The organism is Campylobacter sp. JMF_11 EL3 (assembly GCF_027736965.1).
Classification (GTDB): Bacteria; Campylobacterota; Campylobacteria; order Campylobacterales; family Campylobacteraceae; genus Campylobacter_B.
Map to the genome: position 1 here is coordinate 85,299 of NZ_JAOVTJ010000002.1, position 26,447 is coordinate 111,745.

The 26,447-nt window shown below is 42.4% G+C and carries 30 protein-coding genes, 1 tRNA gene and 1 pseudogene; 13 read left to right on the plus strand and 19 right to left on the minus strand.

Annotation, left to right across the window (positions count from 1 at the left end; translation table 11 throughout):
• Positions 1–2: 2 nt before the first annotated feature.
• From OFN67_RS03945 to OFN67_RS03955, 3 genes are all read left to right on the plus strand, one after another.
• Positions 3–590 carry a Tgt2/MlaC family protein gene (locus OFN67_RS03945; protein ID WP_270868471.1) on the plus strand — a complete coding sequence of 196 codons (588 nt, stop codon included), beginning with the start codon at positions 3–5 and terminating at the stop codon, positions 588–590.
• A gap of 3 nt (positions 591–593) precedes the next feature.
• Positions 594–3,086, plus strand: coding sequence for an efflux RND transporter permease subunit (locus tag OFN67_RS03950; protein ID WP_270868472.1), 2,493 nt, complete (start codon positions 594–596; stop codon positions 3,084–3,086).
• Positions 3,087–3,124: 38 nt separating this feature from the next.
• Positions 3,125–3,222, plus strand: a tRNA-Sec gene (locus tag OFN67_RS03955).
• A gap of 182 nt (positions 3,223–3,404) precedes the next feature.
• Here OFN67_RS03955 and trxB read toward each other — a convergent pair.
• The 18 genes from trxB to mqnP form a co-directional block, all read right to left on the minus strand.
• Positions 3,405–4,346, minus strand: coding sequence for a thioredoxin-disulfide reductase (trxB, locus tag OFN67_RS03960; RefSeq protein WP_270862209.1), 942 nt, complete (start codon positions 4,344–4,346; stop codon positions 3,405–3,407).
• A gap of 81 nt (positions 4,347–4,427) precedes the next feature.
• On the minus strand, positions 4,428–4,745 hold the full coding sequence (gene trxA, locus OFN67_RS03965) for a thioredoxin (protein WP_270862210.1): 318 nt from the start codon (positions 4,743–4,745) through the stop codon (positions 4,428–4,430).
• A gap of 78 nt (positions 4,746–4,823) precedes the next feature.
• Positions 4,824–5,162, minus strand: coding sequence for a YraN family protein (locus OFN67_RS03970; protein WP_270868473.1), 339 nt, complete (start codon positions 5,160–5,162; stop codon positions 4,824–4,826).
• Positions 5,162–6,427 (minus strand): homoserine dehydrogenase, encoded by a 1,266-nt coding sequence (locus OFN67_RS03975; RefSeq protein WP_270868474.1) that lies wholly within the window; start codon positions 6,425–6,427, stop codon positions 5,162–5,164. Before OFN67_RS03975 ends, OFN67_RS03970 begins: the two co-directional genes overlap by 1 nt.
• The gene (locus tag OFN67_RS03980; protein ID WP_270868475.1) at positions 6,424–7,635 is read right to left on the minus strand and encodes an LL-diaminopimelate aminotransferase; all 1,212 of its coding nucleotides are present in this window, start codon (positions 7,633–7,635) and stop codon (positions 6,424–6,426) included. The genes OFN67_RS03975 and OFN67_RS03980 overlap by 4 nt, the downstream gene beginning before the upstream one ends.
• Before the next feature lies 1 nt (position 7,636).
• A complete protein-coding gene (locus OFN67_RS03985; RefSeq protein WP_270873967.1) occupies positions 7,637–8,392 on the minus strand; it encodes a hypothetical protein in 756 nt (251 codons plus the stop codon).
• A complete protein-coding gene (locus OFN67_RS03990) occupies positions 8,386–9,336 on the minus strand; it encodes a helix-turn-helix domain-containing protein (protein WP_270868477.1) in 951 nt (316 codons plus the stop codon). The genes OFN67_RS03985 and OFN67_RS03990 overlap by 7 nt, the downstream gene beginning before the upstream one ends.
• Positions 9,329–10,009, minus strand: coding sequence for a 23S rRNA (guanosine(2251)-2'-O)-methyltransferase RlmB (gene rlmB / locus OFN67_RS03995; protein ID WP_270868478.1), 681 nt, complete (start codon positions 10,007–10,009; stop codon positions 9,329–9,331). The genes OFN67_RS03990 and rlmB overlap by 8 nt, the downstream gene beginning before the upstream one ends.
• 35 nt (positions 10,010–10,044) lie before the next feature.
• Positions 10,045–10,860 (minus strand): 16S rRNA (cytidine(1402)-2'-O)-methyltransferase, encoded by an 816-nt coding sequence (rsmI, locus tag OFN67_RS04000; protein ID WP_270868479.1) that lies wholly within the window; start codon positions 10,858–10,860, stop codon positions 10,045–10,047.
• The gene (gene rpmE / locus OFN67_RS04005) at positions 10,861–11,061 is read right to left on the minus strand and encodes a 50S ribosomal protein L31 (protein ID WP_270858428.1); all 201 of its coding nucleotides are present in this window, start codon (positions 11,059–11,061) and stop codon (positions 10,861–10,863) included. It lies immediately after the preceding gene.
• Between the two features lie 71 nt (positions 11,062–11,132).
• Positions 11,133–11,789, minus strand: coding sequence for a 16S rRNA (uracil(1498)-N(3))-methyltransferase (locus tag OFN67_RS04010; protein WP_270873968.1), 657 nt, complete (start codon positions 11,787–11,789; stop codon positions 11,133–11,135).
• Positions 11,789–12,286, minus strand: a complete 498-nt coding sequence (locus OFN67_RS04015; RefSeq protein ID WP_270873969.1) for a hypothetical protein — start codon at positions 12,284–12,286, stop codon at positions 11,789–11,791. Before OFN67_RS04015 ends, OFN67_RS04010 begins: the two co-directional genes overlap by 1 nt.
• Positions 12,286–12,471 carry a hypothetical protein gene (locus tag OFN67_RS04020; RefSeq protein WP_270858431.1) on the minus strand — a complete coding sequence of 62 codons (186 nt, stop codon included), beginning with the start codon at positions 12,469–12,471 and terminating at the stop codon, positions 12,286–12,288. Before OFN67_RS04020 ends, OFN67_RS04015 begins: the two co-directional genes overlap by 1 nt.
• The gene (locus tag OFN67_RS04025; RefSeq protein WP_270858432.1) at positions 12,471–13,052 is read right to left on the minus strand and encodes a 6-pyruvoyl trahydropterin synthase family protein; all 582 of its coding nucleotides are present in this window, start codon (positions 13,050–13,052) and stop codon (positions 12,471–12,473) included. The genes OFN67_RS04020 and OFN67_RS04025 overlap by 1 nt, the downstream gene beginning before the upstream one ends.
• Positions 13,049–13,798 carry a 7-carboxy-7-deazaguanine synthase QueE gene (locus tag OFN67_RS04030; RefSeq protein WP_270873979.1) on the minus strand — a complete coding sequence of 250 codons (750 nt, stop codon included), beginning with the start codon at positions 13,796–13,798 and terminating at the stop codon, positions 13,049–13,051. Before OFN67_RS04030 ends, OFN67_RS04025 begins: the two co-directional genes overlap by 4 nt.
• A gap of 2 nt (positions 13,799–13,800) precedes the next feature.
• Positions 13,801–14,766, minus strand: a complete 966-nt coding sequence (gene moaA, locus OFN67_RS04035; RefSeq protein WP_270873970.1) for a GTP 3',8-cyclase MoaA — start codon at positions 14,764–14,766, stop codon at positions 13,801–13,803.
• An 82-nt stretch (positions 14,767–14,848) separates the two neighbouring features.
• Positions 14,849–15,208 (minus strand): hypothetical protein, encoded by a 360-nt coding sequence (locus OFN67_RS04040; protein WP_270864803.1) that lies wholly within the window; start codon positions 15,206–15,208, stop codon positions 14,849–14,851.
• A gap of 9 nt (positions 15,209–15,217) precedes the next feature.
• Positions 15,218–16,087 carry a menaquinone biosynthesis prenyltransferase MqnP gene (gene mqnP / locus OFN67_RS04045; protein ID WP_270873971.1) on the minus strand — a complete coding sequence of 290 codons (870 nt, stop codon included), beginning with the start codon at positions 16,085–16,087 and terminating at the stop codon, positions 15,218–15,220.
• Between the two features lie 127 nt (positions 16,088–16,214).
• Between mqnP and miaA the strand changes: the two genes are divergently transcribed.
• Both miaA and OFN67_RS04055 read left to right on the plus strand, forming a co-directional pair.
• Positions 16,215–17,093 (plus strand): tRNA (adenosine(37)-N6)-dimethylallyltransferase MiaA, encoded by an 879-nt coding sequence (miaA, locus tag OFN67_RS04050; protein ID WP_270873980.1) that lies wholly within the window; start codon positions 16,215–16,217, stop codon positions 17,091–17,093.
• Between the two features lie 43 nt (positions 17,094–17,136).
• Positions 17,137–17,262, plus strand: a complete 126-nt coding sequence (locus OFN67_RS04055) for a hypothetical protein (protein ID WP_270868483.1) — start codon at positions 17,137–17,139, stop codon at positions 17,260–17,262.
• 254 nt (positions 17,263–17,516) lie between these two features.
• On the opposite strand, the gene OFN67_RS04060 is transcribed toward OFN67_RS04055, so the two are convergent.
• The gene (locus OFN67_RS04060; protein ID WP_270862945.1) at positions 17,517–19,079 is read right to left on the minus strand and encodes an inorganic phosphate transporter; all 1,563 of its coding nucleotides are present in this window, start codon (positions 19,077–19,079) and stop codon (positions 17,517–17,519) included.
• A gap of 207 nt (positions 19,080–19,286) precedes the next feature.
• Here OFN67_RS04060 and OFN67_RS04065 point away from each other — a divergent pair, with 207 nt between their 5' ends.
• From OFN67_RS04065 to nuoH, 8 genes and pseudogenes are all read left to right on the plus strand, one after another.
• The gene (locus OFN67_RS04065; protein WP_270864801.1) at positions 19,287–19,676 is read left to right on the plus strand and encodes an NAD(P)H-quinone oxidoreductase subunit 3; all 390 of its coding nucleotides are present in this window, start codon (positions 19,287–19,289) and stop codon (positions 19,674–19,676) included.
• Positions 19,658–20,169, plus strand: a pseudogene (locus OFN67_RS04070) (NuoB/complex I 20 kDa subunit family protein). Before OFN67_RS04065 ends, OFN67_RS04070 begins: the two are co-directional and overlap by 19 nt.
• Positions 20,169–20,966 (plus strand): NADH-quinone oxidoreductase subunit C, encoded by a 798-nt coding sequence (locus OFN67_RS04075; protein WP_270868484.1) that lies wholly within the window; start codon positions 20,169–20,171, stop codon positions 20,964–20,966. The pseudogene OFN67_RS04070 and the gene OFN67_RS04075 overlap by 1 nt, the downstream one beginning before the upstream one ends.
• Positions 20,966–22,192: an NADH dehydrogenase (quinone) subunit D gene (gene nuoD / locus OFN67_RS04080; RefSeq protein WP_270868485.1), complete on the plus strand. Its 1,227-nt coding sequence runs from the start codon at positions 20,966–20,968 to the stop codon at positions 22,190–22,192. Before OFN67_RS04075 ends, nuoD begins: the two co-directional genes overlap by 1 nt.
• Positions 22,189–22,419, plus strand: a complete 231-nt coding sequence (locus tag OFN67_RS04085; protein ID WP_270868486.1) for an NADH-ubiquinone oxidoreductase subunit E family protein — start codon at positions 22,189–22,191, stop codon at positions 22,417–22,419. Before nuoD ends, OFN67_RS04085 begins: the two co-directional genes overlap by 4 nt.
• Positions 22,416–23,123 (plus strand): hypothetical protein, encoded by a 708-nt coding sequence (locus tag OFN67_RS04090; protein WP_270868487.1) that lies wholly within the window; start codon positions 22,416–22,418, stop codon positions 23,121–23,123. Before OFN67_RS04085 ends, OFN67_RS04090 begins: the two co-directional genes overlap by 4 nt.
• The gene (locus OFN67_RS04095) at positions 23,123–25,459 is read left to right on the plus strand and encodes an NADH-quinone oxidoreductase subunit G (RefSeq protein WP_270868488.1); all 2,337 of its coding nucleotides are present in this window, start codon (positions 23,123–23,125) and stop codon (positions 25,457–25,459) included. Before OFN67_RS04090 ends, OFN67_RS04095 begins: the two co-directional genes overlap by 1 nt.
• Positions 25,452–26,447, plus strand: a complete 996-nt coding sequence (nuoH, locus tag OFN67_RS04100) for an NADH-quinone oxidoreductase subunit NuoH (protein WP_270858444.1) — start codon at positions 25,452–25,454, stop codon at positions 26,445–26,447. Before OFN67_RS04095 ends, nuoH begins: the two co-directional genes overlap by 8 nt.

The following is a 26,447-nucleotide window of genomic DNA, read 5'->3' on the forward strand; positions in this document are numbered from 1 at the left end:
AAATGAAATTTTTTAAAATTTTAACTTTGGCGTTTTTGCTTTTTAGTTTTTCACACGCTATTAGCGACGCTGATATCGAGCCAGTAATGAGCCAAAAGGTCGCCACAGCAGTTTCGATTATGAGGGACGGCGCGCTCGCAAAGGACGCTAAACCAGCCAAAATTTTCGCTCTATTTGATGAGTATTTCGACTATAAACAAATGGCAAAACTATCCCTTGCCAAGCATTATGCGAACCTTTCAGACGCCCAAATCGCCGAGTTTAACAAAGCTTACGAGGCGCATTTGAAACACTCATTTATCGACAAACTCTCGCTTTATACCGACCAAGATATGAAAATTTTAAGCAAAGAAGCTCCAAGCGAAAAAAGACGGGTGCTAAAAACGCAAATCATCGGCGAGGATAAAAACTACGCAATAGATTTTAAATTTTTCCCGGCTGGAAGCGATTGGCGCATTTACGATGTCGATATCGTGGGCGTTAGCCTAATCCAAACCTACCGCTCACAATTTGGCGATGTCGCGCAAAATTTGGGCTTTGACGAGCTATTAAAACGCCTTAATGCGACCGTAATTGAAAGTGGCAAATAACGCTTGAAACGCATTTTTCGCTTAATTGTCAAATTTCCAAAGAGCGTTTTAGCTATATTTAGCGCTCTTGCGCTCTTTTTTGGTTATTTTTGCACTCACCTTGAAATTGACGCTTCTAGCCAAACCCTGCTTTTAGAAAACGACAAGGATTTAGAGATTTGGCGCGAAGTTAGCGCGAGATATGCTACGCCGAATTTTTTCGTCGTAGCATACACGCCCTCGCAAGACTTGCTAAGCAAACAAACACTTGAAAATATCGCAGAGCTTAACGCCAAATTTAGCGCGCTAGACTTCGTTGATAGCGTGGTGGATTTGGGAAATGTGCCGCTTTTGTTAAACAAAAAGGGCGATTTGAGCGAGCTTTTAAAGCATATCCCCACGCTAAAAGACGCAGATATCGACCTAGCCGCTGCCAAGCGTGAGCTACTAACCAGCCCATTTTACGCTTCAAATTTAGTCAGTGCGGATTTTGGCACGACTGGAATTTTGATAAATTTAAAACCAGAGAAAAAATACGAAGAGCTGCTTCGTGCGCGAGATAGTGCAAAAAACGCCCTAAATTTGGCAAAAAAATCAAATTTGGCGAATTCCGAAATTTCAAATTTAAAGCAAAATTTAAAACTTGCCGAGCAAAATTTCAAAGCTTACAGAGATGAACTTCGTATCAAAGACCACGAAAATTTACAAAACCTTCGAGCCATAATCGCCGAATTTTCTAGCGCGCACCCTAGCGAGCGGCTGTTTTTGGGCGGTATAAACATGATAGCCGATGATATGATAAGCTATGTAAGAAATGATCTTAGCACTTATGGCGTGGGCGCGCTAGTGCTCTTGCTAGCGTGCTTTTGGCTCTTTTTTAGGCAGGCGAAATTCATCGTGCTTCCGCTTATCATTTGCGCTTACTCGGTAATGATTAGTAGCGGGCTTTTTGGGCTTTTGGGCTTTGAAATCACCGTAATTAGCTCAAATTTCATCGCCCTTGTACTAATCATAACGGTTTCAGTATGTATCCACCTAATCGTAGCTTACCGCGAATACAGCGCCAGATTTCCTAGCTTTTCGCAACGCCAGCTAGTATATGCGGTCTTGCGCGAGCGGGCCAAGCCATGCTTTTTTGCGATTTTTACCACGATTGTGGGATTTATGTCGCTAATTTTCTGTGATATTAAGCCTGTGATTTCGCTAGGAATTATGATGAGTGTGGGAATTGCGTGCTCGCTAGTCGTGGTGTTTTGCCTCTTTGGCGCGGTGATGAGCATATCTAGGCGCACGCACAATAATCGCAGTTTTGAGAAGCAGTTTCGCTTCACCCATTTTTGCGCGAATTTAGCCCTAAATCACAGAGGCAAAATTTACGCAGTTTGCGCGCTAGCTGTTTTGGCTGGGCTTTTTGGGATTAGCAAATTGCGTGTGGAAAACAGCTTTATCGGATATTTTAAGGAAAATACCCCGATTTATGCCGGTATGGAGGTCATCGACACCAAGCTTGGAGGCACGATTCCACTCGATATCGTGATAAAATTCCCAAAATCGCAGAGCGCGCCAAGCGAGGAAATGGACGAATTCGAGGCTGAATACGCCGCGAACGAAAATGACCCAAAATACTGGTTTAGCTCCCAAAAAATGCGCATTATCAATAAAACTCACGCATTTTTAAAAGACCAAAACATTAGCGATCACAAATTTATCGGGCAAGTAAGCTCTCTAAGCTCGCTTTTGCAAGTCGGGCGCGAGATAAACTCAGGCGAGGAGCTAGATGATTTAATGCTAGCCCTGATTTACTCCGAACTGCCTGAGAACTACCGAGAAATGGTGCTTTCGCCCTATGTTAGCATAGAAGAAAATGAGGCGCATTTTAGCGTTCGCACGATTGATAGCGACCCAAATTTGCGCAGAAATGAATTTTTGCAAAATTTGCAAAATGATTTAGATAAATTGCTCGCAAATGACGGCGTAAGCGTGCAGGTAAGCGGTATAATGGTGCTTTATAACAACATGCTCCAAACCCTAATGAGCTCGCAAATCGGCACGCTTGGCATTACGGTTGGGGTTTTGTTTGTGCTGTTTTGCTTGATTTTCCGCTCGCTAAGCTACGCATTTATCGCGATTGTGGTAAATCTAATCCCGCTTTGCGTATGCTTTGGGATAATGGGGATTTTAGGCATTCCACTAGATATTATGAGTATTACGATTGCCGCGATTAGTATCGGTATCGGCGTAGATGATGTCATACACTATCTATTTCGCTTCCGACGCGAGTTCGCGCGCACGCAAGATAGCGCAGAGGCAATCCGCGCAAGCCACGCTAGTATCGGGTATGCGATGTATTACACTTCGTTTGCGATAATTCTGGGATTTAGCGTTATGATGATAAGCAATTTTTGGCCGACGATTTATTTTGGGCTTTTGATCTGCCTTGTAATGGCACTTTTGTTGCTTGGCGCGCTCATAATCCTGCCTTCACTCTTAATAAGCAAATCTAGGTTAAAAATTTAATCTAAAATCAAATTTAGCCTGCTATAATGGCGAGTTTTGGAGAGGATGATGACCTGGTGGCGTCTGCGGACTTCAAATCCGATAAGAGGGCGGTTGACCGCTTTCTGGGGGGTTCGATTCCCTCACTCTCTCGCCAAAATTTAAATTTCAAAATTTCAAATTCTTAGCGCAAAATTTTCCAAAATTCACAATTCTGCAAATTTTATACAAATTTAAAATTTAACTCAATGTTTTTGCAAATTTTAAAATTTTAAAATTTACATAAACCCCAACCACAAGGCGTGGCTGGGGTTTGAAATTTAAGAATTTAGAATTTGATTAATTTGAGTGCTCTAAGTATGAAATCACGCCAAGGGCGGCTGTCGCGCCGTCTGCGGCTGCGCAAACGACCTGTTTTGGCGCATCTATGCGCAAATCACCCGCCGCAAAAAGACCTGGCAGGCTTGTTTGCATTTTTAGATTTACCACGACCTTGCCCTCGTCGTTCATATTGCAGATAAAATCGCCGTTTTCGTCCCTTAGCACGCTGTTTCGCACATCAAGCCCCACGAAGGTAAAAATCCCAGGCAGGCTCAATTCTCTTTTTGCGCCTGTGTTTTTATCGCTAACGACGATGCCCGTTACTCCGCTATTATCGCCTTTGATCTCATCGACAATGGCATTTGTGATAAGCTCGATTTTTTCGTTATTTTTGACCTTTTCGATAGTGTTTGGCGTAGCGCGGAAGCCGTCTCTTCTGTGGATTAGATAGACTTTCGAGCAGATATTTGCTAAATACAGCGCCTCTTCGAGCGCAGTATTTCCACCGCCAAGCACCGCTACTTCTTTGTTTTTATAAAAAAATCCGTCGCAAGTAGCGCATGTGCTAACGCCACGCCCAAAAAACTCGTCCTCGCCCTTGACTCCTGCTCTGCGAGGTTTCGAGCCTGTGGCTACGATTACAGCCTTGGCACGAGCGGTTTTGCCACCCTCTAAAAATATACTAAATGCGCCGTCTTCGTCTTTTTTGATACGCTCGACGCTTATCATTTCGTGTTTTAGCCCGAAGCGAAAGCACTGCTCCTGCCATGGCGCCATAAAGCTCATGCCGTCCATCACGGTCGCTACGCCGGGGTAATTTTCCATTTCGGAGCTACTTGTGATTTGGCCTCCTGGCATACCCATTTCATACATTACGACATTTTTAAGTCCGCCCCTTGTGGCGTAAAGTCCCGCACTTAGCCCAGCTGGACCGCCACCAATGATTGCTAAATCTAACATTTTTTCTCCTTTGTTTTATTTTTTAATCAAATTTAGGGCTAAATTTCAGTGAAAAATAAAAAGGGCTTTCGCCCTTAAATTTTAAAGTAATGAGTTGATTTTATCAGTGATTACTTGTTTTGATTGCGCGCCGATTAGTTGAGCTGCAACTTCGCCGTTTTTGAAAAATAGCATAGTTGGGATCGAGCGAACGCCAAATTCTACTGCCAAATCTTGCGCTTCATCGGTATTTACCTTGCAAATTTTAGCTTTGCCCTCAAACTCGTTTGCTAGCTCGTCGATGACAGGGGCTATCATACGGCATGGTCCGCACCATGGAGCCCAGAAATCAACTAACGCAACGCCCTCGCCTACTACATCTTTGAAATTTGCAGATGTAAGTTCGATATATTTTCCCATAAATTCTCCTTTAAATAAATTTGGTTGAAAATCGGACTATTATAGTTTTACAATATTAATGAAAGGTAAAAATTTGGGTTATAATGAAATATTATTGATAAAATTTATCCGTTGCGGATAAATTTCAATTAAATCAATCTGCCAATCATCGCAAATTTCGTTTGTCAAAATGTAATAATCAATCGCCTTTAAAATTTTGCTCATCTTTGCAGGCGTTACACGGCTAGCAGCGCAGTAATCGCCACTAGTCGCCTTAACTTCGATAAAGTGCAAAATTTCATCTTTGCTCGCGATGATATCAATCTCGCCAAATCGTGAGTGAAAATTTCGCGCGATTATCTTAAATTTATTCTCTTCTAGCCAAGATACAGCTCTATCTTCTGCTGAAAATCCAAAAAGATATTCCCTTAGCCCCATTACTCTTCGATTCTAATCATAAATGGTCGCTGTATGATAAACTCCTGCGCGTCTAGCTCGCCCATAGCGCGCTTGACATCGGCCTCCAAGCTCGTGTGAGTGGTGAAAAACAGCGTAACGCACTCCTCGGTTTTTTGCTTTGGTTTTTGCAAAAAGCTATCAATTGAGAGGTTGTTTTCGCTTAATATATTTGTGATTTTAGCCAAAACGCCCTTTTCGTCTTTGACGCGAATTCGCAAATAATACTTCGTGCGAATTTCACCCATAGGCGAAATTGCAAAATCATTTTCAAGCTCTTTTTTATAGCCTAAAATCGGGCTTTTGTTACCGCGAGCTATATCGATTAAATCGCTTATAACTGCACTTGCCGTAGCCTTGCCACCAGCTCCTGGCCCATAAAACATACTCTCGCTCATACAATCCCCAAAAACGCTCACGCCGTTCATTGCCCCACCGACCTTAGAAAGCATTGCGTTTTGTGGGATTAGGGCTGGATGGACACGAAGCTCGACACGGCTTTCATCAATGCGTTTTGCAATCGCCAAAAGCTTGATTACATACTCAAATTCATGCGCGAAATATATATCTTCTTTGCTAATCCTATCAATACCTTTTATCAAAATATCCTCAGGCCTACCTTGCGCCCCATAAGCAATGCTAGCTAGGATTAGCAGTTTGTGTGCTGCGTCAAATCCGCCTATATCGAAGGTCGGATCAGCCTCAGCGTAACCTAGCTCTTGCGCCTTTTTTAGCGCGTCTTCGAAATTTTCGTTTTTTTGCATCATATTTGTGAGGATATAATTGCTAGTGCCGTTTAATATACCGATGATTTTTTCGATTTTATTCGCACTTAAACCCTCGCGCAAAGCCTTGATTATCGGAATTCCGCCCGCTACGCTAGCTTCATAACCAAAAGGCGTGGAGCCGGCTAAATTTTCAAGCTCATATCTATGATAAGCCAAAAGTGCCTTATTTGCGGTAACGACAGCCTTTTTGCGTTTTAAAATTTCACTAACTATCTCATAAGGCTTTTCGACCCCGCCCATGAGTTCGACAAAAACATCGATATCATCGCGGTTTATGACTGAATTTAAATCATCGCTTAGCGGGATTTTAGCACTGCGCTTTTTGCTTAGGTCTCGCACCACGCCGATAACTGGCTCGATTTTAACCCCAGCGCGCGCAGTGATTAGCTTTTCGTTTTCGATGAGTATGTTTGCTACCTCGTTACCGACGGTTCCGACGCCTAAAATCGCTACTCTCATTTGACCTCTTTAAGATATTTTTTGATATTTCGCGCTGCTTGGCGGATTCTATTTTCGTTTTCGATAAAGGCAATTCGCACATAATCATCTCCCGCACTTCCAAAGCCAATTCCTGGGCTAACAGCCACGCAAGCCTGCGTTAGAAGCTGTTTTGAAAACTCCATGCTCTTTAATCCAGCGCATTGTGGAGGCAGTTTTGCCCATGCAAACATGCTAGCTTGCGGGGTAGCGATCTCCCAGCCCGCGTTGCCAAAGGCTTCTAGCAAGACATCTCTTCGTTTTTGGTAAGTCGCCCTTATCTCATCAATGCACTCTTGTGGGCCATCAAGCGCGATTGTAGCGGCGACTTGGACTGGGGTAAACATACCATAATCAAACCACGATTTTATCTTTTTAAGCGCGGCAACTAGGCGTTTGTTTCCGCATACAAAACCCACGCGCCAGCCAGCCATATTATAAGTTTTCGATAGTGTGTATGCCTCGACTGCGACATCTTTGGCACCATCGACCTCAAAGATACTTGGAGTTTTATATCCATCGAAGCTAATCTCAGCGTAAGCGATATCGCTGATGATATAAAATCTCTCTTTTTTCGCCATTGCTACAAGGCGCTCGTAAAAGCTCTTTTCGACGGTTACGGTTGTTGGATTGTGCGGGAAATTTACCACGACATATTTTGGTCTAGGAATACTCTCATCAAATGTTTTTTGAAGCTCGATGAAAAATTTATTCTCGTCAAATTCCAAAGTTTGCGCATCGTAAGGCAAAGGGATTTTCACCACATTTCCGCCTGCTATAATGAAGGCTTGGGTGTGGATCGGATAGGCAGGATCTGGGACTACGGCTACATCGCCAGGGTTGATTATCGCGCTTGTTAAATGCACAAAACCCTCTTTCGAGCCCATTGTCGCGACGATTTCGCTATCTGGGTCAAGCATGACGCCGTATTTGCGCTTATACCAGTTAGCACATGCCAAGCGAAGCTTGTAAATGCCCTGACTTACGCTATATCCGTGAGTTTTGTCCTTTTGCGCGCTTTCGCAAAGCTTGTCGATGATGTGCTGTGGCGTGCGGCCGTCTGGGTTACCCATAGAAAAGTCGATTATATCATCGCCCTTGTGGCGTGCTGCCATTTTAATCGCATTGACCTCAGCAAAAACATAATTAGGCAATCGCTCGATTTTGCCAAATCTAATCTCGTCAAACATCTCATCCTCCTATAAGTTTGATTTCTAAGCCTTGTTTGATATTTTCCCCAGCAAATGCGTCGCAAAGGTGCATATAATGCGCATTTGGCGGGAATTTAATCTCCAACTCTTTTACTTTTGCTTCACTGATTTTGTTTGAAATTTCGTCTAAATTTTTGTCATAAAAGGCTATGTTTGGATACCAAACCTGCGCACCTTTGGTTTTAACAACTGCTTTTTTTGTATTTGCGATATTTATAAAATAGCTACTTTTTAGCTCGTTTTGTTCTTTGTTTGTGAGTAAATTCATACTCTCGAAATTCAGACGAAACAGCATTACATCGCCTAAAATCATAAAATCCTCGACATAAATTTTATGCTTTTTAAGCTCTGCGTAAATCGCGCCTGGGTCAATCATGCGGTTTGTGCGCAAAAGTATGCTTCTTAGCTTTTCGCCCTCGTCTAAATTTAGAAAAGATAAATTTTTGTAATTCTCTAAATTTAGCCTGTCAAAGACCAAATTTAGCGGTTTTAAAAGAAATTTTGAATTTTGCTTTGTAAGAAATTTTATCTCAATCCCGCGCGCCCCATCGCTTGGAGTGAAATTTAAAATTTGGTTTTTTTCTAAAATTTTGCTTATCTTTGTAAGGTCGGCAAAGCCGTTTTTATCGCTCAAATCTTCACTTGCGTTGATATCGTAACGCGCCAAAATTTCACTAGGGCTCGCACAAAAAGCCAGCCCCAAACAAAACGCGAGCGCGAAAACGATTTTTACCACTTTTTGCCCTTATTTAGCCGAATAAACTCTTCGTTTGAAATTTTGTTTATTTCGCCGTTTTTGATGTGGAGTTTGATTGTGTTTTTCTCGCTAAATTTCACTGGATCGCCTGGCTTTCCTATGTCAAACATACCATGCCCAGTAGCGATTAAAAGCTCGTCGCTAGCACTTAGCGTATAGCTTTCGCTTGTGACAAATTCTCGTTTTTTGCCAGTAGTTAAATTTATTATTCCTAGCCAAATTTTAACATGCGGTGTAAGTTTAAGCTCGTCGCTTGGGCTAAATTTCGCGCTTGTGTTATTATCGCTAGCATTGCTATCACTTGCGTTTGCGTCGCTTGCATTAGCCTCTGCTTTGATGATTTGTATGCTTCGATCTAGCGCATTTGGCGCACTTGCGTTGTAATCGCTGACGCTATAAGCACTAGCGTTAAATTCCGATGCGCGCGGCGATTCATAAGGCTTGATGCCTACATTTTCTAGCTGTTTTTGCGTATCGCTAACCACGCTATTATCGGAGTATGTGGCGTTAGTTTCTTCATTTAGCATGGAGCCTAAAAATTCGTTAAATTTCTTATGAAGCTCGAAATAAAAAATCGCAGCGATTATCAAAAATATAGCCACTAGCCATATTATCCAGCCTCCACCCTCTCTTTTGCTACCGCTTGCACGCGCATAGACCTTTTCGACATGAGCTCTTTTGTTTGGTTCAAAACTAGCCTTTGCAGCCCTAAACTCGCTCAACCACTCGCTCAAATCCAGCCCAAATTCGCGCTCTAAAATTTTGATATATCCAGCGACATTGAAATTCACAAGTTTTTGAAAATCTTTATCTAAAATCGCTTTTAAATTTTCCACTTCGATATGCGTTGCATTGGCGACCTCGCCTAAATCCATGCCTCGCAAACGCTCTAAATCTAGATCTTTTTTTTCCTTCTCATCCATTTAAAATCCTATCACAAAGTATCGCAAAAGCGGCGCTTACATTTAGCGAATCCCAACCCTCGCGCATTTTTATAGATACTTTTTTATCGCATTTTTTAAGCACTTTTGCAGGGATTCCAAATCCCTCGTTACCCATAACAAGCGCCCTTTTTTTGGCAAATTTAAGCTCTTTGAAATTCTCTCCGTCCGCACTAGCAGCGCAGATTTCAAACCCAGCTTGTTTTAGCTCATTTAGCGCGCTAAGTCCGTCAGCGAGCCTTACGACATTTAGCTCATAGGCTGCGCCCGAACTAGCCCTTAAAATGCCTTCGATGTTTAGATTATTTGCGACAATTATCACGCTATTTGCGCCCAAAGCGTAAGCCGTGCGCATAATCGCGCCGATGTTTCCCACATCGGTCAGCCCGTATAAAACGACCAAAAATTCATCGTTTTTCACACTCGCAAACTCAGCGAATTCAAACTCGCCAACCTCAGCTAAAAAACCTTGATGATTGCCACCATGCGCCAAAGCTTGGGCTTTTTTGCTATCTACGCGCTCGACTTTGACGCCAGTGCGCGCAATCCGGCGAAAAATATCGCTCTCGCACTCCTTAGCAAGCATAATGCGAACAAATTTTTCGCTATGGTGTTCTAAAATATGTAAAAATAATTGTTTTCCGTAAATAATCATTTTGCGATTTTAGCAAAAAATGGTTAAGAGATGCCTTATTTTATTAAATCGTTGTAGATTTCTTTGACAGATTTTCCGGTGATTTTGGCAAGCAATTTTGCCTTGATTTTGGGCGAAATTTCAAGGCTTTTGATGTCATTTTCGCTAATTTTTTCGAAATTTGCCTCTTTTGCGCCAGCTACCACCACAGCCCACTCGCCGTTTAAATTCGCGGTTTTTAGGGTGAGGGCTAGCTCTTTTGCGCTGCCAAAAAATTTGGTTTCAAACTTTTTACTCGCCTCTTTTATGGCAAAAATTTGACGATTTTCATCTAAATTTTCGATACCGCAAACAAGACTTAAAATCCGCTTTGGCGATTCGTAAATCACGCATGGATAGGGATTTTTGAGCATGTTTTCTATGGCGATTTTGCGCTCTTTGCCAGTATTTGGCAAAAAACCTAAAAAGCAAAATTCCTTTTCCACTATCCCGCTAGCCGCAACTGCGAGCAAAAGCGCGTTTGCCCCGCTTAAAATTTCGTATTCGATGCCGTTATTTTGGGCAAATTTCACAAGCGCAATCCCTGGATCGCTAATGCAAGGCATGCCAGCGTCGCTTAAAAATGCGCAATTTTTTTGAGTGAAATTTGAGATGTCAAATTTGGCGAAAAATTCGCTTTCGTTGTGCGTGTGAAGCGAATAAAACTCTTTTGGAGTGAAATTTATCTGATATTTTTCGCTAAGTAAGTTTAGAAGTTTTTTACTAAATCTTGTGTCCTCGCAGATAAAAATCTCGCATTTGGTGAGTATTTCAAGGGCATGGGTTGAAATGTCAGCGAGATTTCCTATCGGCGTAGGAACGAAATAAAGCAATTATTTCATTCCGTATTTTTGTTTAAATTTCTCAACACGACCCGCGCTATCTACGATTTTTTCGCTACCTGTGAAAAATGGGTGGCAGTTTGAGCAGATATCTACACGGATTTCTTCTTTGTTCGAGCGTGTTTTAAAAGTGTTGCCACAAGCGCAAGTTACGGTTGTTTCAACATAATTTGGGTGAATATCTTTTTTCATTTTAACTCCTTGCAAATTTTAAAAGGTCGCGATTATACAATAAAATTTTTAAAAAATCAAATTTGACTTTTTTAGAAAATAAGCCTTGCGCAAGCAGTCATTATCGCGGTGTTTGAGCGTAAAATATATGGTAAATTTAGCTCGTAAGATTTGCTAAATTTTTTGCGTTCATTTTCGGAAAATCCACCCTCAGGTCCTATAAAAGGAATCTCATTTTTATCAAAAATCTCCAAACTTTTGCCCTCAAAGTCAATCAAAACCGAATTTGGATATTTAGCCAAAAGCTCGTCAGAGCTAGATAAAATTTCAAGCTCTATGATAGAATTTCGCCCGCACTGACACGACGAATTTATCAAAATTCGCCCCATGCGCTCCAAATCCAGCCTAACATTTTTTTGCGAAAAATCGCTATAAACAAAAATGATTTTTGCCACGCCCATTTCATTTAGGCTAGGAAGTGTTTTTTCGATTACGCTTGGCTCGACCACCGCCCAAGCAAGGCAAAATTCGTGCTTTGGCGCGATGACTGAGTTTTTAAAAACCAAATTCGCTACCGCGGTTTTGCGCGAAATTTCAGTGATTTCATAGATATAATTTCTCTCATCGCGCAAATTTCTAAAATCCACTCTATCGCCCACGCTAAGGCGTCTAGCCTTTAAATGCGAAAAATTTTCGCCCGAAATTTCCAAAATTTCGCTTCCTGCGTTTTTATCATAAAAAAATACCATTATATAAAACTCACTATCAAAATTATCGCAAAAATTGCGCCCAAAATTTTAGCTATTTGCGCGCGGTAAATTTCAAATTTTTGCCCCAAAAATGCGCGTTTAAGGCGTTTGTATCCCACCGCGCACAGCCCCATTATGCACACTGCGCCCACGCACATTAGCCCCACACTCACACTCACGCTAGCCATTACTGGCAACATTACAGCCCCAGTTGTTACAATCGCTGCCAAAACAGCGTAATACACGGGCAAAAATTTACGAATTCTAGCTAAATATTTTCGCCCGTTAAAAAGCTTTTTGCGCGCTTTTATCCCCCTTAAATTTCGCAAAGCAGGAAATTTCACGATGCCGTTTTTCACAGCCTCGTTTAAAGTATAAAATGTAATGTTTTTATCGATTTTAAGGCGCGTTAGAGCAAAATACACAATCGTAAGCGCGCCAAAGACAAAGGCGAAAAATTTATGAAAGCCTAGCGCGCTAGCAAACATATACTCCATTACTCTACCACTGGTTCTGGCGGGAGTTGCGGGTTAATTTGCGGGAGCGGGTCAGGGTTTGCGATGCTCACATCACTAGGCACCTCGCTAGATACAGGCGGCTTTTCTAGCACCTTTTCTTCCTCTTCTTTGCACCCCGTAAAAAGTGCTAAAACCGCAAAAATACCCAAAATTTTCGCTCTCATTAGCAATCCTTTTCGTAGCTAAATTTTACGCCATTTACGAGCTTTTCAAACATTTTTTTATCCCTCCACTCAGCCATTACACCTGGGGAAAATTTAATCTCTTCTAGCTCGATTTTGCCCATATTTTCGTTATCGGCGTCTTCTTCGAAGCACTGCGCATAGCCCGTGGAAGTCTCATGCACGATAACGCTATGAAGCCTTACTTCGCGCTCGCCGTTTTTCATTTCGCTTAGTTCTAAAAGTCTGCGAATTAAGATAAAAAATATTCTCGCGAACTGCTCCGCGCTCGCATTTTGCGGGATCTCTATCCAGCGCGCGCTGTATTTTTTCAAATCGTTTTTGTATTCGTCGCTCTCGCCAGAAAATATCGTCGTAGCATGGTCGAAACTATCGATTATATCCCTAATCCCAAGCTTCATATAGCCAAAATCATAGACCATGCCAGCATTATCAAGGTAATTTGAGCTAAGCAAAACCTCGCATTTATAAGAGTGCCCATGGATACTCTGTCTGCACCTTTGCGACCCGCAAAAGCGCACTATATGGGCGTTTTCAAACTCATACATTTTTCTGATTATCATACACTTTCCTTATCGTTCCAAATTCTAATATGCGCTCTATCGGAGTAATTATAACCATTTTTTATGCAAAATTTAGCGACAAATTCTGCGTTTTGCTCCAACTCCGCCTTATTTGCGCCAAGAGGCATACAAAAAACCTCGTTTTCGCACTCTGCTAAAATTTCGCAAATTTCAGCTTTGGCGTCAAATTCGCGCGAAATTACAAATTTATAAAAACTATCTTTTGCATTTTTCTTAATCGCTTTTAAAGCCTCGAAATTTAGCCGTTTTTCGCGCGGTTCGCCCGAATTTGAAAGCTTCGGCGAGATAGCAAAAACGCAATCTTTGTAAAACGCAAACTTTTCAAAATCGATTAAAATCGTGCCGTTTGTTTCGAAATGCACCTCGAAATTTAACCTTTGTAAATTTTGGATAAATTCGATAAAAATTTCGTTTTTGTGATGCAAAAGTGGCTCGCCACCAGTAATGATTATAATGGGTTTTTGCGAATTTGCATTTGAAATTTCGCCATTGATTTTTTCTATTAAATACTTCGCCGAAATTACTTCTTCACTCTCAAAATGCCCCGTCTGCACCGCGCGAATCGTATCGCACCCAACCAAAATTTCGCTAGTTTTAGGGGAGTGAGCGCTCACACCAAATCCAGCGCATTTTAGATTGCACCCTGCAAAGCGCATAAACAGCGCAAGTCTGCCTGAGTATTTGCCCTCGCCTTGGATACTTAAAAAGCTCTCTACTAGGCGCAATCTCAACCACCGGTTTGGTAAAATGCACGGCTTGAAATTTCGTTTTGAGCGCCGATTTCCCAGCGATTTTTTTCTGGTTTGTTTTCTAAGACCTGCGCTAAAATTTCGCTAGCTTTTGCGATGTCGCCGGCGCGCACAGCCTCTTTTATGCTTAGGGCGTCCTCAAAATACAAACACGGTATCAAATGCCCCTCTGCGCTAAGTCTTAGCCTATTGCAACTAGCGCAAAAATCGTGTTTGTGCGGATCAATTATGCCAAAAGTGTAGCCGTCATCTAACGCATAAAGCGAAGCTGGGGAGGTGGCTTGCTTTTGAAGTGGTGAAATTTGGTATTTTTCACCGATGATTTTTAAAATTTCATTTGATTTCACGCCTTTTAAATTTTGCGCGTGAGTGTTTTCCATAAACTCTATAAAGCGAATTTGCACCCCTTTTTCTCTGGCAAATTCGATTAAATGGCAAATTTCATCATCGTTAATCCCGCGCAAAACGACGGTATTTAGTTTGACTTTTAGCCCCACTTCCAGCGCTGCTTCAAGCCCTTCTAAGACATTGTATAAAACACCCTTTTGAGCGATGTATTTGGCGCGCTCTGGGCGAAGTGAGTCAAGCGACATATTTATGCGTTTTAGCTCAGCCTCAGCTAAATCTTTGGCGTAATTTTTGAGATAATATCCGTTTGTGGTAAGGGCCAAATCAATGCCGGGCGCATAATCGCTTATCATTTTGACAAATTTTGCGATATCGCGCCTGATTAGTGGCTCGCCACCTGTGATACGAATCTTTTCTATGCCCTTATCGATTGCGACCTTGACGAAGCTAAACATCTCCTCAAAGCTTAGAAGATTTTCCCTAGGCACCCACTCAAATGGGGTGTTTGGCATGCAGTAACGGCACCTGAAATTACACTTTTGGGTAACTGAAATTCGCAAATAATTAATATTTCTACCAAATTTGTCGATTAGCATTATAAACCTTAAATTTCTAAATTTCAGCGATTATATATAAATAAAATTCTTTTTGCAAAATTTTATTTTTATATTGATTGGTTTATTTTTTCACGCTTACTAGTAACTCTTTTAACTGCTCCAAAAGCGGGCGGATTTGCGCCTCGACCCTAGTATCGACCAAAGATGAAACCCCGCTTAGTCTTTGCTCGATCACCTCATCGATGACATCAGCGACTGCATTGATATCTAGGCTGGCTACGCCATTGCCTCCATTTTCAACCATAGCATGAAGCTCTTCGAGCTTTTTCTTTAACATATAGTTTTCTTGCATGCTATCGGTGATGACCTGATCGAAGCGTTCGAATTTTTTATCTGTCTGTTTGTCCTTGATAAACATAACGATTAAAATCAAAACTATAACTACACAAAGTCCCAAAATAATAAGCATATTTAAATCCACTTTGTCTCCTTAAAACAAACTTATCCAAACAAATATAAAGAATATAATACCCAAATATCCGTTTAAAGTAAAAAACGCTCTATCGATTTTGCTAAAATCTTTTTCGACGATTTTATGCTCTTTGTATAAAATCAGCGCACACACAGCCACGCCGATATAGGCAAATGTGCCTAAATTTGCCAGCGCGCAGTATAAAAACCAAAAAATCACACAAATTGCATGAAAAAGCTTTGAAATAAACATCGAAGCCTCTTTGCCATAACGCGACGGTATGCTAAATAGCCCATTTTGCCTGTCATACTCCATATCTTGGAGCGAGTAGAGCACATCAAATCCACTTACCCAAAACACCACGCCCAGACACAGCACCACAGACCAAATCGAAATCGCGCCTGTTACTGCGATATTTCCGGCAATCGGCGCAAGGCCTAGGCAAAGACCTAGCATTAAATGCGCAGTTTCGCTAAATCGCTTGAAATACGAATACGAGCCAAGCGCGATCAAAATCGGCACGCTAAGCCCAAAGGCAAGGCTATTGATAAAATAGGCTACAACCACGAAAATCACGGCATTTACCGCGATGAAAGCTAGCATATTTTTGCGACCTATGCGCCCATCGACACTTGGGCGAGAAGCGCAACGAGGGTTGTTTCGGTCAATCTCTTCGTCCAAATAGCGATTTACGGCCATTGCGAAGCTTCTAGCACTCACGGCGCACAAAATACCCAAAACAAAAAGTCCAAAACCAAACCACATTGAGCCGTTTTGCGCCTTTGAGGCTGTTATCATCGCCACGAAAATAAACGGCAGGGCAAAAACCGAGTGTTTGAAAACTATTAATTCGTTGATATCTTTTAAAATTTGTTTAAATTTTTCCATAAATTCCCTTATTTCGGGCGGTATTTTAGCAAAAATTTGGCAAAAAATCTATTTATAATTAAATTTTTCTATCTTAAATTTGCTAAAATTAGCCCCAAAATTTAATAAAAGGCAAAATTTGAGCGAAATTTTACAACTTGCACTCATCGGCACGACAGCCAGCGGAAAGACGGATTTAGCGCACAAAATCGCCCTAAAAACAGGCGCTGTGATTTTAAGCCTCGACGCACTTTGTGTCTATAAGCTAATCGACATCGCTAGCGCAAAACCTAACAAAGACGAGCTAGCGCAGGTGCCGTATTTTGGGATAAATTTGATAGAACCAAACGAATATTTTAGCGTGGGCGAGTTTATCAAAGAATACGAAAAAGCGCGCGAATACGCCGCGCAATCGCAAATTCCACTCATCATCACAGGCGGAAGCGGATTTTACCTAAAATCCATGCTCTCAGGCCTTGCACCCAAAATCCAAGACGCCAAATCTTTCCCGCAAAATAGCGAAATTTTCGCGCTTGCGCAAAAAATTGATAGAGAGTTTTGCGCCAAATTTAGCGCATTTGATACATTTAGACTGCGCAAATGGTATAGCATTTATGTCGCTACAAAGGAGGTTCCAAGCGAATTTTTGCGAGCAAATACAGCCCAGCCCGTGATAAAAAATCTCAAAATTTTTGAAATTTTGCGCGAAAAGGACAAAATCAACGAGCGAATCGCACTTCGAACCAAAAAAATGTTTGAAGCAGGAATTTTAGATGAGGCGAAATTTTTGTTTGAGCGATATGGATATGAGTGCAAATCCCTATCCTGCGTGGGTTTGAAGGAGTGCGGCCAGTATTTGCGGGGCGAGATTTCAAGGGCTAGTTGCGAGGAGCTCATCACAATCCACACGCGCCAACTCGCCAAACGCCAGCGCACATTTAACAAATCGCAGTTTGAGGGCAAAATACACGCCCCAAGCGAAATTTTAGAGAGAGAAATTTTAGAATTTTTGGGTAAAAACGGCTAAATTTGACACCAAATCTGTCATTGTAAAAAATGTGGCGCAAGCTATGAGTGTAAAATTTTGTGTCATTGCGAGGCGTGATAACGCCGAAGCAATCTACGAAATAAAAATTCCAAATTTACAAATTCGCTGTCATTGCGAGAATTTGCGTAGCAAATTCGAAGCAATCTAGGGAAGTTTAAATTCAAATTTCAACCTAAATTTAGCATTGAACGATTTTTTTTAAATTTTAGATTGCGCCGTGCTTTTCTCGTAAGGGGGAAGGGGGCTTGAATTGCGAGGTCGCGCCCCTTCCCCCTTACAATCCCCCAACCCCCGACGACGCTTTACAAGGTGGCTAAATTTAGAAAAACTTCGTTTTTCTAAATTTAGCTGGCTTTATTTAACTAAAATGCTTCGCATTTCTCGTAACGCCAAATTTAAAATTTAAATCACATGCCTTAAAACTATAAACATCACCGCGGCTAAAAGCGATGAGGCAGGAAGTGTGATAATCCACGCTAGCCCTATTGGCTTCATCAAAGACCAGTTTGTGTTGCCATTGACCACGCCGATTCCCAAAATCGCGCCGATTAGCACATGCGTCGATGAAATCGGAAGCCCTAGCACAGAGGCTACCATGACTACGATTGCGCTAGCTAGCTCCGCGCTAAATCCAGAGGCAGGGTGTATCTCGGTCAGATTCGTCCCCACGGTGGCGATTACCTCTTTTCCTACAAACCAAAGCCCCACGATAAGCGCTACGGCGAACATTACCATGATTTGCGGCGGCACAGGGCTATCGCCGTTAATCGAACCACTCGCAAGCGTATCAAGTATCGCAGCAAACGGCCCTACGGCGTTTGCGATATCGTTCGAGCCGTGCGAAAAGGCAAATCCGCACGCTGTTAAGACCTGCAACCAACTAAACATCAAAAATGTCGATTTATGCAGATCGGACCTGCGCAAAGTCTTGGCGAAAATAAACATCAAAAGCCAAGTTACCACCGTAACCATGCCGATAATTAGGTAGTTGTGAATATCGCTTAGCCCTAAATCTAAATTTTGAAGTCCCTTAAAAATCAGCATTGATGAGATTACAAACGCACCAATCCCTGCCACGGCTGGAATTCCAAATTCTAGCGCTCTATGCGATTTTAAGCCCTCTTTTTTCCTATCCAAATTTACGATTTTTTTATAATAATCGCTATCTAGCTCGCTCGGATCAAAATCAGGGTCTTTCATAGCGTAAATATCGTGATTGACAGCCTCTGCGTAGGCAATTTTTTGGATATCATCGAGCGTTTCAAATGTTTTTTTATGTAGTTTGCGAAGTGCCTTTTTTTCGCGTTTTATGCGGTCAATGCGAATTTGGGCGTATTTGTTATAATCCAAAATATAGTGCTTAATCAGCCAAAACACCCCATACGAAATGAGTCCCCCAAGAAGTGGCGATAGCACCCATGAGCTGGCGATTTTGCCGATTTTGCCCCATTGCACCAAAGATAGAGCTGAAATTTCAGGATTATTCATCAAAAATCCAAGCGTTACGCCAGAGCCGACAATTCCGCCTACAATCGCGTGTGTGGTCGAAACTGGAAGTCCGTGCTTGCTAGCGAAAAGCAGCCACGCCCCAGCCGCAAAAAGCGCACTCATCATAATATAAATAAAATCGCTCGGGTGTATGTGAGAGCCGCCAAAATCGATAATCCCGCTTCTAATCGACGCCGTAACCTCACCACCAGCGATGATTGCGCCACTTGCTTCAAACACAGCCGCGATACAAAGGGCTTGCGTGATAGTCAGCGTCCCGCTTCCCACGCTTGTGCCAAAGCTATTTGCCACATCGTTTCCGCCGATGTTAAACGCCATAAAAACGCCCAAAAATACGGAGATTACGAAGATTAGTTTATTAGCATTTCCTATAAATCCAAAACCCCAAATAAAAAAATAAATCAGTGCGCCAAGAGTTATGCCGATTAAAAGGAGGTTGATTTTTTGTGTTTTCAAAATTTATCCCCAAAAATTTAAAAATAACCTTTCAATTCTACCCTTTATCCATTTAAAAAAAACTAAAAAACAGGGGCAAAATTTATATTGACATTTTTTATCTTTTTTCTTAAATTTTTATGAAAAAGCTTATTTAAAACGCAAAGTAAGATTTTATAAATCATAAAATGATAAAATTAAGCCAAATTTTCAAATTTAAGGTAAAAAATGTCAAGACTTCCAAACGATTCGTCATATTTAGGCATTTTTATTATGTTTATTTTGGCGTTTTGCGTGTTTTCACTCACCGTAAAATTAAGCTCGATTATCAGTAAAAAACTCGCCAATCGCAATGATGAGAGATTGAAAAATGATTTTTACGAAGCAGGCCCAGAGGCCGTAAAACAGCCAAATTCGATAAATTCACACTTTTACATAGTCGCGGTTTTGTTTATACTTTTTGATGTTGAGATTATCTTTATGTTTCCGTGGGCGGTGAATTTCAAACTCTTAGGCGCGTTTGGATTTGCCGAGATGATTTTATTCATCGCATTGCTTGGCGTGGGATTTGTTTATGCGTGGAAAAAAGGAGCGCTTTCATGGCAGAGCACAAAATAGACTACACCAAAGAAAATGGCCTTCCTATCGTGCTTACCACTGCCGATAAGCTGATAAATTGGGGCAGGTCAAATTCACTGTGGGCTATGACCTATGGGCTAGCGTGTTGCGCGATAGAGATGATGGCCGCGGGCGCGCTGGCAGGTATGATTTCGACAGGTTTGGGACGATTTTTCGCGCCTCAGCCAAACAAGCCGATGTGATGATAATCGCAGGCACGCTTACGAAAAAACACGCCGAATTCACCCGCAGACTATATGACGCGATGCCTGAGCCGAAATGGGTGATTTCAATGGGTTCTTGCGCCAATACAGGTGGTATGTTTAACACATACGCCACGGTTCAGGGCTGCGATAGAGTGGTGCCTGTGGATATCTATCTGCCGGGCTGTGCGCCCAGACCAGAGACATTGCAGTTTGCGCTGATGATTTTGCAGAAAAAAATCCGCCGCGAAAGAGCATGTAGAACGCAAAAACCAAAAAGGCTGATTTGATGAGAAAATACACACCAAAAGGCGATAAAAGCGCGAAAAACTACTACAACGATAGATTTTTCGTCCCCAAAAAAAGCGAAAAATTTGACCCGAAAAATTCCAAATTTAGCGATGATTTTGAAAATTTATCAAATTTAGCCAAATTTGAAATTTTAAACGCTTATGTCGAATTTGACACCCTTGTAATTTACACGCAAAAAGATGAAATTTTGCCTGTGCTTCAAGCATGCAAAGAGCTAGGATATGAAATTTTATGCGAGCTAAGCGGGGTTGATTTCATAGCTAAAAGTGGCGGAATCGAGGTCTTTTATCAGTTGCTTGACATACACAGAGCGCGCCGTATGAGAACAAAATGCTTCGTAAAAACCGGCGAGTATCTGCCAAGCGCGACAGGTATTTTTAAAAGCGCGAACTGGGCGGAGCGTGAATTATACGATATGATGGGGGTATGGATTGCGGGCCACCCAAATTTAGGGCGAATTTTAATGCCAAATGACTGGTTTGGCCACCCACTTTTGAAATCATATCCGCTCCAAGGCGACGAATTTGCCAAATGGTATGAGGTGGATAAAATTTTCGGGCGCGAAAATAGAGAATTAATCGGCGAGGAAAACCGCGATTCGGCTATGGTTGATGACAAAGATACATTTAATTTCTCGCGCATAAATCACGAAACCCCTTACGGCGAGGCTAGACCGAGCAAAGCTAGCGCGCAAGAATACCAAGAACCTAGCGGAGTGCGCTTCATCAAAAAGGCCAAACGCGGCGCACACAAAATCATAACAGAGAGAAAATAATGCAAAAACCAACCAAACTTAGACCATTTTTCGAAAATGCCGAATTTACGCGCGTTGGAGGCAATATGATACTAAATTTCGGCCCCCAACACCCTAGCGCGCATGGTCAGCTAAAATTAGTCTTGGAACTCGATGGCGAGCTAATCGTGCGCGCACGCCCAGAGGTTGGCTTCATGCACCGAGGCGTGGAAAAAATGGCAGAAAATATGATTTATAGCGAATTTGTGCCAGTAACTGATCGCATGGATTATATCGCAGCAAGCGCGAATAACTACGGATTTTGCGCTACTGTGGAGAAGCTATGTGGTATCGAGGTGCCACGCAGAGCGCAGATTATTCGCACGATTTTATTAGAGCTAAATCGCATTAGCTCTCACCTGCTTTTTTTGGGCACGCACGCCCTAGATATCGGGGCTATGAGCGTGTTTTTATACTGCTTTCGCTCGCGCGAGCATGTATTGGATCTCATAGAAAAATACTGCGGCGCAAGGCTAACGCACAATAGTATAAAAATCGGTGGCGTTTTTGTGGATTTGCCTGAGCTTTGGTGCGAGGAAATGCTTGGCTTTTGCGATGATTTTCCAAATGATATTAAAGAATTTGAAGATTTACTAGATAATAATAGAATTTGGCTTTTGCGCACCCAAGATGTCGGTGTAATCTCCAAAGAAGACGCCCTAAATTTGGGCTGTTCTGGCGTCATGCTAAGGGCAAGTGGGCATAAATGGGATATCAGAAAAGAGGAGCCTTATCTCATCTACGATGAGCTAGACTTCGATGTGCCTTACGCGAACGCTGGGGATTGCTACGCTAGGTATAAATGCTATATCGCTGAAATGAAGGAAAGTCTTAAAATTTTGCGCCAGTGTGCGGGGCTGTATAAAAGCTCGCCAGCTGGAATTTTAGCCGATAATCCGGAATTTGTAAGCCCTAGCAAAGAGCAGATTATGACGCAAAACTACTCGCTAATGCAACATTTTGTCCTAATTACACAAGGGCTAAAACCCCCTGCTGGCGAGATTTATCACGCTACCGAGACCCCAAAGGGCGAGCTTGGATACTACATTTACTCCACAGGTGATTCGCGCCCGTATCGGCTCAAAGTGCGCACACCTAGCTTTTGGCACTGCGCGCTGTATGAAGAGATACTGCCAGGCCACTACCTAGCCGACGCAGCCGCGATAATCGGTAGTTCAAACATACTTCTTGGCGAGGTGGATCGATGAGGCGATACGATTTGCGCCATTTACGGGGAAATTTCCTAAACCGCATGGGGGAAATTTTGAAAAACTCTGCCCCAAACGAGACTATGATTTTTATCTTTGAAATGGGCGAATTCGACCAAATCAAAGCCAGTGCAAACCTCGTGGAAGGGCTAAATTCGACACTTTTAAACTCACTTAGATACAACCAAGCCGACTGGATAATAGTCGCTAGAAAAGGAAAAAAATGAAAATACTAAATTGCGCTTCGTTGCTAAGATTGCAAGCACCAAATTTATGGGGAAAATTTAAAGATGATGAAATTTTAACCCTTTCTGCCCTGCAAGATGAGGGCTATGAAAATTTAATCAAATGCGAAATTGGCGCACAGGGCTATGTTTTGGCGCTTTTGTGTATGAGTTTGCCAAATTTGAGCGCCACGCAAAAGGCGTTTTTTGAGGATTTGGACGATGCGTTTATGAGTGCAGAGAGCAATGTCGGAGACGAGGAAATCGAGGTTTTGAGCGAATTTTTGAGTGGTTGCGAAATCCTCATTATAGATGACGCTCTTATCGACACTCACAGCGACAAAGAAAATATCCAAACATTTTTATCGCTTTTGCAAGATGAGTATAAATTTAAAATTTTGCGCCTAAATGGCGAGGAATTTTGCCCGCAAAAGCAGGAATTAACCGAGCTAAAAGAGCTTGAAAACTTCGACGGCGCCGTGGTTTTCAAACACAGCCTCGATGATAAATTCGTCGGTGGGGCGTATTTTAGCATGGTCGCAAAGATCAAAGACGGCGATATGTGCGAGATAAGCACGCCAAATTTTAGCGTAAAACGCAAATTTGAGTTAGACGCAAATTTAAAAGGCACGGTCGCAAGACTTGGTTTTGGGGGAGAAAATTTCAGTGGCTATGACTTCGAAATAGCCAAAATAAGCAGGGTTTAATGGCAAAAATTACAATTGACGGGCAAATTTGCGAATTTAGCGAAGGGCAGAGCATTTTAGAAATCGCGCGCGAAAACGGGATTTATATCCCGACTCTATGCTACTTGCATGGCGCGTCGCCCACGCTAGCGTGCAGGCTGTGTATGGTCGAAGCCGATGAAAAGGTAGTATATAGCTGTAACGCCAAGGCAAAAGATGGCATGAGCGTGATCACAAACTCGCCAAATTTAAGCAAAGAGCGCAACGCCATAATGCAGGTTTATTGTATAAATCACCCATTAGAGTGCGGTGTATGCGATAAAAGTGGCGAGTGCGAATTGCAAAACCTAACCCAGCAAATGCGCGTTAGCACTCAATCCTTCGCCGTGGTTGATAGCGCGAAAAAGGTAGAGGATTGGGGGTTTTTGAGCTACGATCCTAGCCTTTGCATTGTGTGCGAACGCTGCATAAAAACCGCCAAAGATCGCCTTGGATTCGAGGCTTTCAAGCTAGTAGCGCGCCAGAGCGAGCCACTAAGTCCAAATTTAAAAGATTCCATGCCAAAAGACGCCTACGCCGTGCTAAATAAAATGCAAAAAAGCCTAATCGCGCGCGTTAGCGATGATGATGATTGCGTAAATTACGGCGAGTGCGCGGCCGCATGCCCTACTGGCGCACTAAGCGTGAGTGCGTTTAAATACAGCTCAAATGCTTGGGAGCTTCGCAAAATACCAGCCTCCAACCCGCACACGAGCGATTGCGAACTGCTTTTTTACGAGGTAAAACGCACTTCAATTTCCGAGCCAAAAGAGAAAATTTACCGCGTAAGTAGCGATATAAATTTTGCCCCTCTTCACGCTGGGGCGCGCTTTGGCTGGGATTTTTCAAACGAAAACGCGGTTAAAAATGAAGCCAAATTTAATGAAATTGTAGAAAAAATAAAAACTGGCGCGATAAAAAATATCAAATTTAACAGCTTCATTACAAACGAGGAAGCGCGAATTTTAGAGCTTTTGCGCGAAAAATTTGACCTAAATTTGATAAATTTTGAGGCCAAAAGATATCAAGATTTTTTGCGAAATTTTAGCGAATATAGCGGTATGAAATTATACAGCGGGAGCGAACAAGCCGTGCGAAATAGCGATTTTATCGTGTGTGCGGGCAGTTTTTTGCGCTCGGACGCGCCGAATTTGGCTTACGCGCTAAATAACGCCCTAAAAGTGCGAAAATCGCACGCTCTGTATTTTCACGCCGTGCGTGATAGCGGGCTAGACGCATTTGGCAAAAATCTCATCTCATGCCAGCACAAGGCGGGTTTGGAAGCGCAAATTCTGCTATGGATTTTGCAAAATTTTGGCGCGCAAATGCCAGAGTGGCTGGATAAAAAACTGGGCGTAAATTTTGAAATTTCAGGCGAAAATAAAGTTTCAAATTTCGTAAAAAACCTAAATTTAGACGAAAACGCCCTCCGCGAAATTTGCCAAAACGCCCAAAATCCCGCCCTAATCATCGGCGAGGATTTTATCAAACATCCGCACTCTGACACCCTTGCGAAATTGCTTGGCATGATTGAGCGATACACGAATTTTAGCGTCTTAATCATACCGCCTCGCACAAACAGCCTTGGCGTGGCGCTAATCTGCAACCTTAGCAAGAATGGAGCTGGCGAGATTTTAGGATACAACGAGGACGGCGATTTTAAATTTGGCGTGAGCGAAGCGGATTTACACGCGCCTAGCCTAGTACAGCAAGAGGGCACCTTCACTAACTATGACAAGCGCGTAGTGCCGACAAATGCGGCATTGGCATACGACGGATACGAGCTAAACGATATCGCAAACGCCCTTGGCATTAATGCCATTTTTGCGATTTCATACACGCCAAATTTGGGCGAGTATTTCGAAAAAATCAAATTTGATGATTTAGAGAATTTTTACGACAACTGCGGGGAAAATCACCGCGGATACACTCTGCAAAACCGCCAAATTTCGCCAAATGCTGATAAATTTGACATTTTTGTTTCAGATGAGATTTGCGCTAAAAATAGCGAAATTTTAATCTATGAAGCAAACCCGCTTCACCAGTTTAACGCCTTTACTGGCATTAGCGCAGCTCTTGGCGAAAGTGGCGCGATATTTATGCACCCAAGCATTGCAAAAGAGCTAAATTTAGCTAATAACGATATGGTAAAAATCGAGTGCGAGGGCGAAAAAATCGTAGTCAAAGTCAAATTTGACAATGAATTTTGCGGAATTTATTTGCCGTATTTCGACGCAAAAATCCCTACGCAAGATATTTTTGTAAATTCGCGCTACAAGGCCGTAAAAATCGAAAAAATCGGAGGCAATAATGAGTGAGTTTGCCCTAAATTTCGCATTTACCTTCGCTAAATGTCTAATCATCATCGCTCTAATCGCCACAATGGCGGGCTTTGCGACATATATCGAGCGCAAGGTCATCGCCTATATGCAGCGCCGCTTAGGTCCTGCTATCGTGGGGCCTGCTGGCGTGCTTCAAGTCGTAGCCGATATGATTAAACTAATCACCAAGGAAGATACGATTCCAACGCATGCAAATAAGTTTCTTTATAAAATTTCGCCGATTATCTCAGCTGCCGCTGCGCTTGTGGCTATTAGCGTGGTGCCACTTTTGCCCGAATTTAGCCTTTTTGGGCACACTATTCGCCCGATTATCGCTGATATAAATGTCGCGCTTTTGTTTTTGCTTGGAGCTAGTGCTGCTGGCGTTTATGGGCTAGTGATCGGAGGTTTGGCAAGCTATAATAAATACGGCCTAATCGGCTCATTTCGCGCCTTTTTGCAGCTAATTAGCTTTGAGGTTATTAATGCTTTAAGCCTAATTCCGATTATTATGATTGTGGGCTCACTCTCGCTAATTGATATCGTAAATACCCAAAGTGGCGGGATTGAAAAGTGGTTCGTGTGGAAAGAGCCAGTATGCTTCGCGCTATTTTTAATCGCTTCGTTTGTGGAGTGTAACCGCACGCCACTTTGCCTTACCGAGAACGAAACCGAGCTTTTAGCAGGGGCTAGCACAGCGTATTCTGGGCTAAGGGGCGGTATGTTTTTCATCGGCGAATACGCCAATATGATAACCTACTCTATCGTAATCTCGCTCATATTTTTTGGCGGATACAATAGCTTTTGGTTTATTCCTGGCTGGGTGATGATAGCCCTTAAAGCGGGCTTTTTCTTCTTTTTGTTTTTATGGAGCAGAGCAGCATTTCCGCACCTGCGCCCAGACCAGCTAATGGCGCTTTGTTGGAAGGTTTGCATGCCACTAGCGCTACTTAGCATTTTAATCACTGGCATTGTGATTTTATAG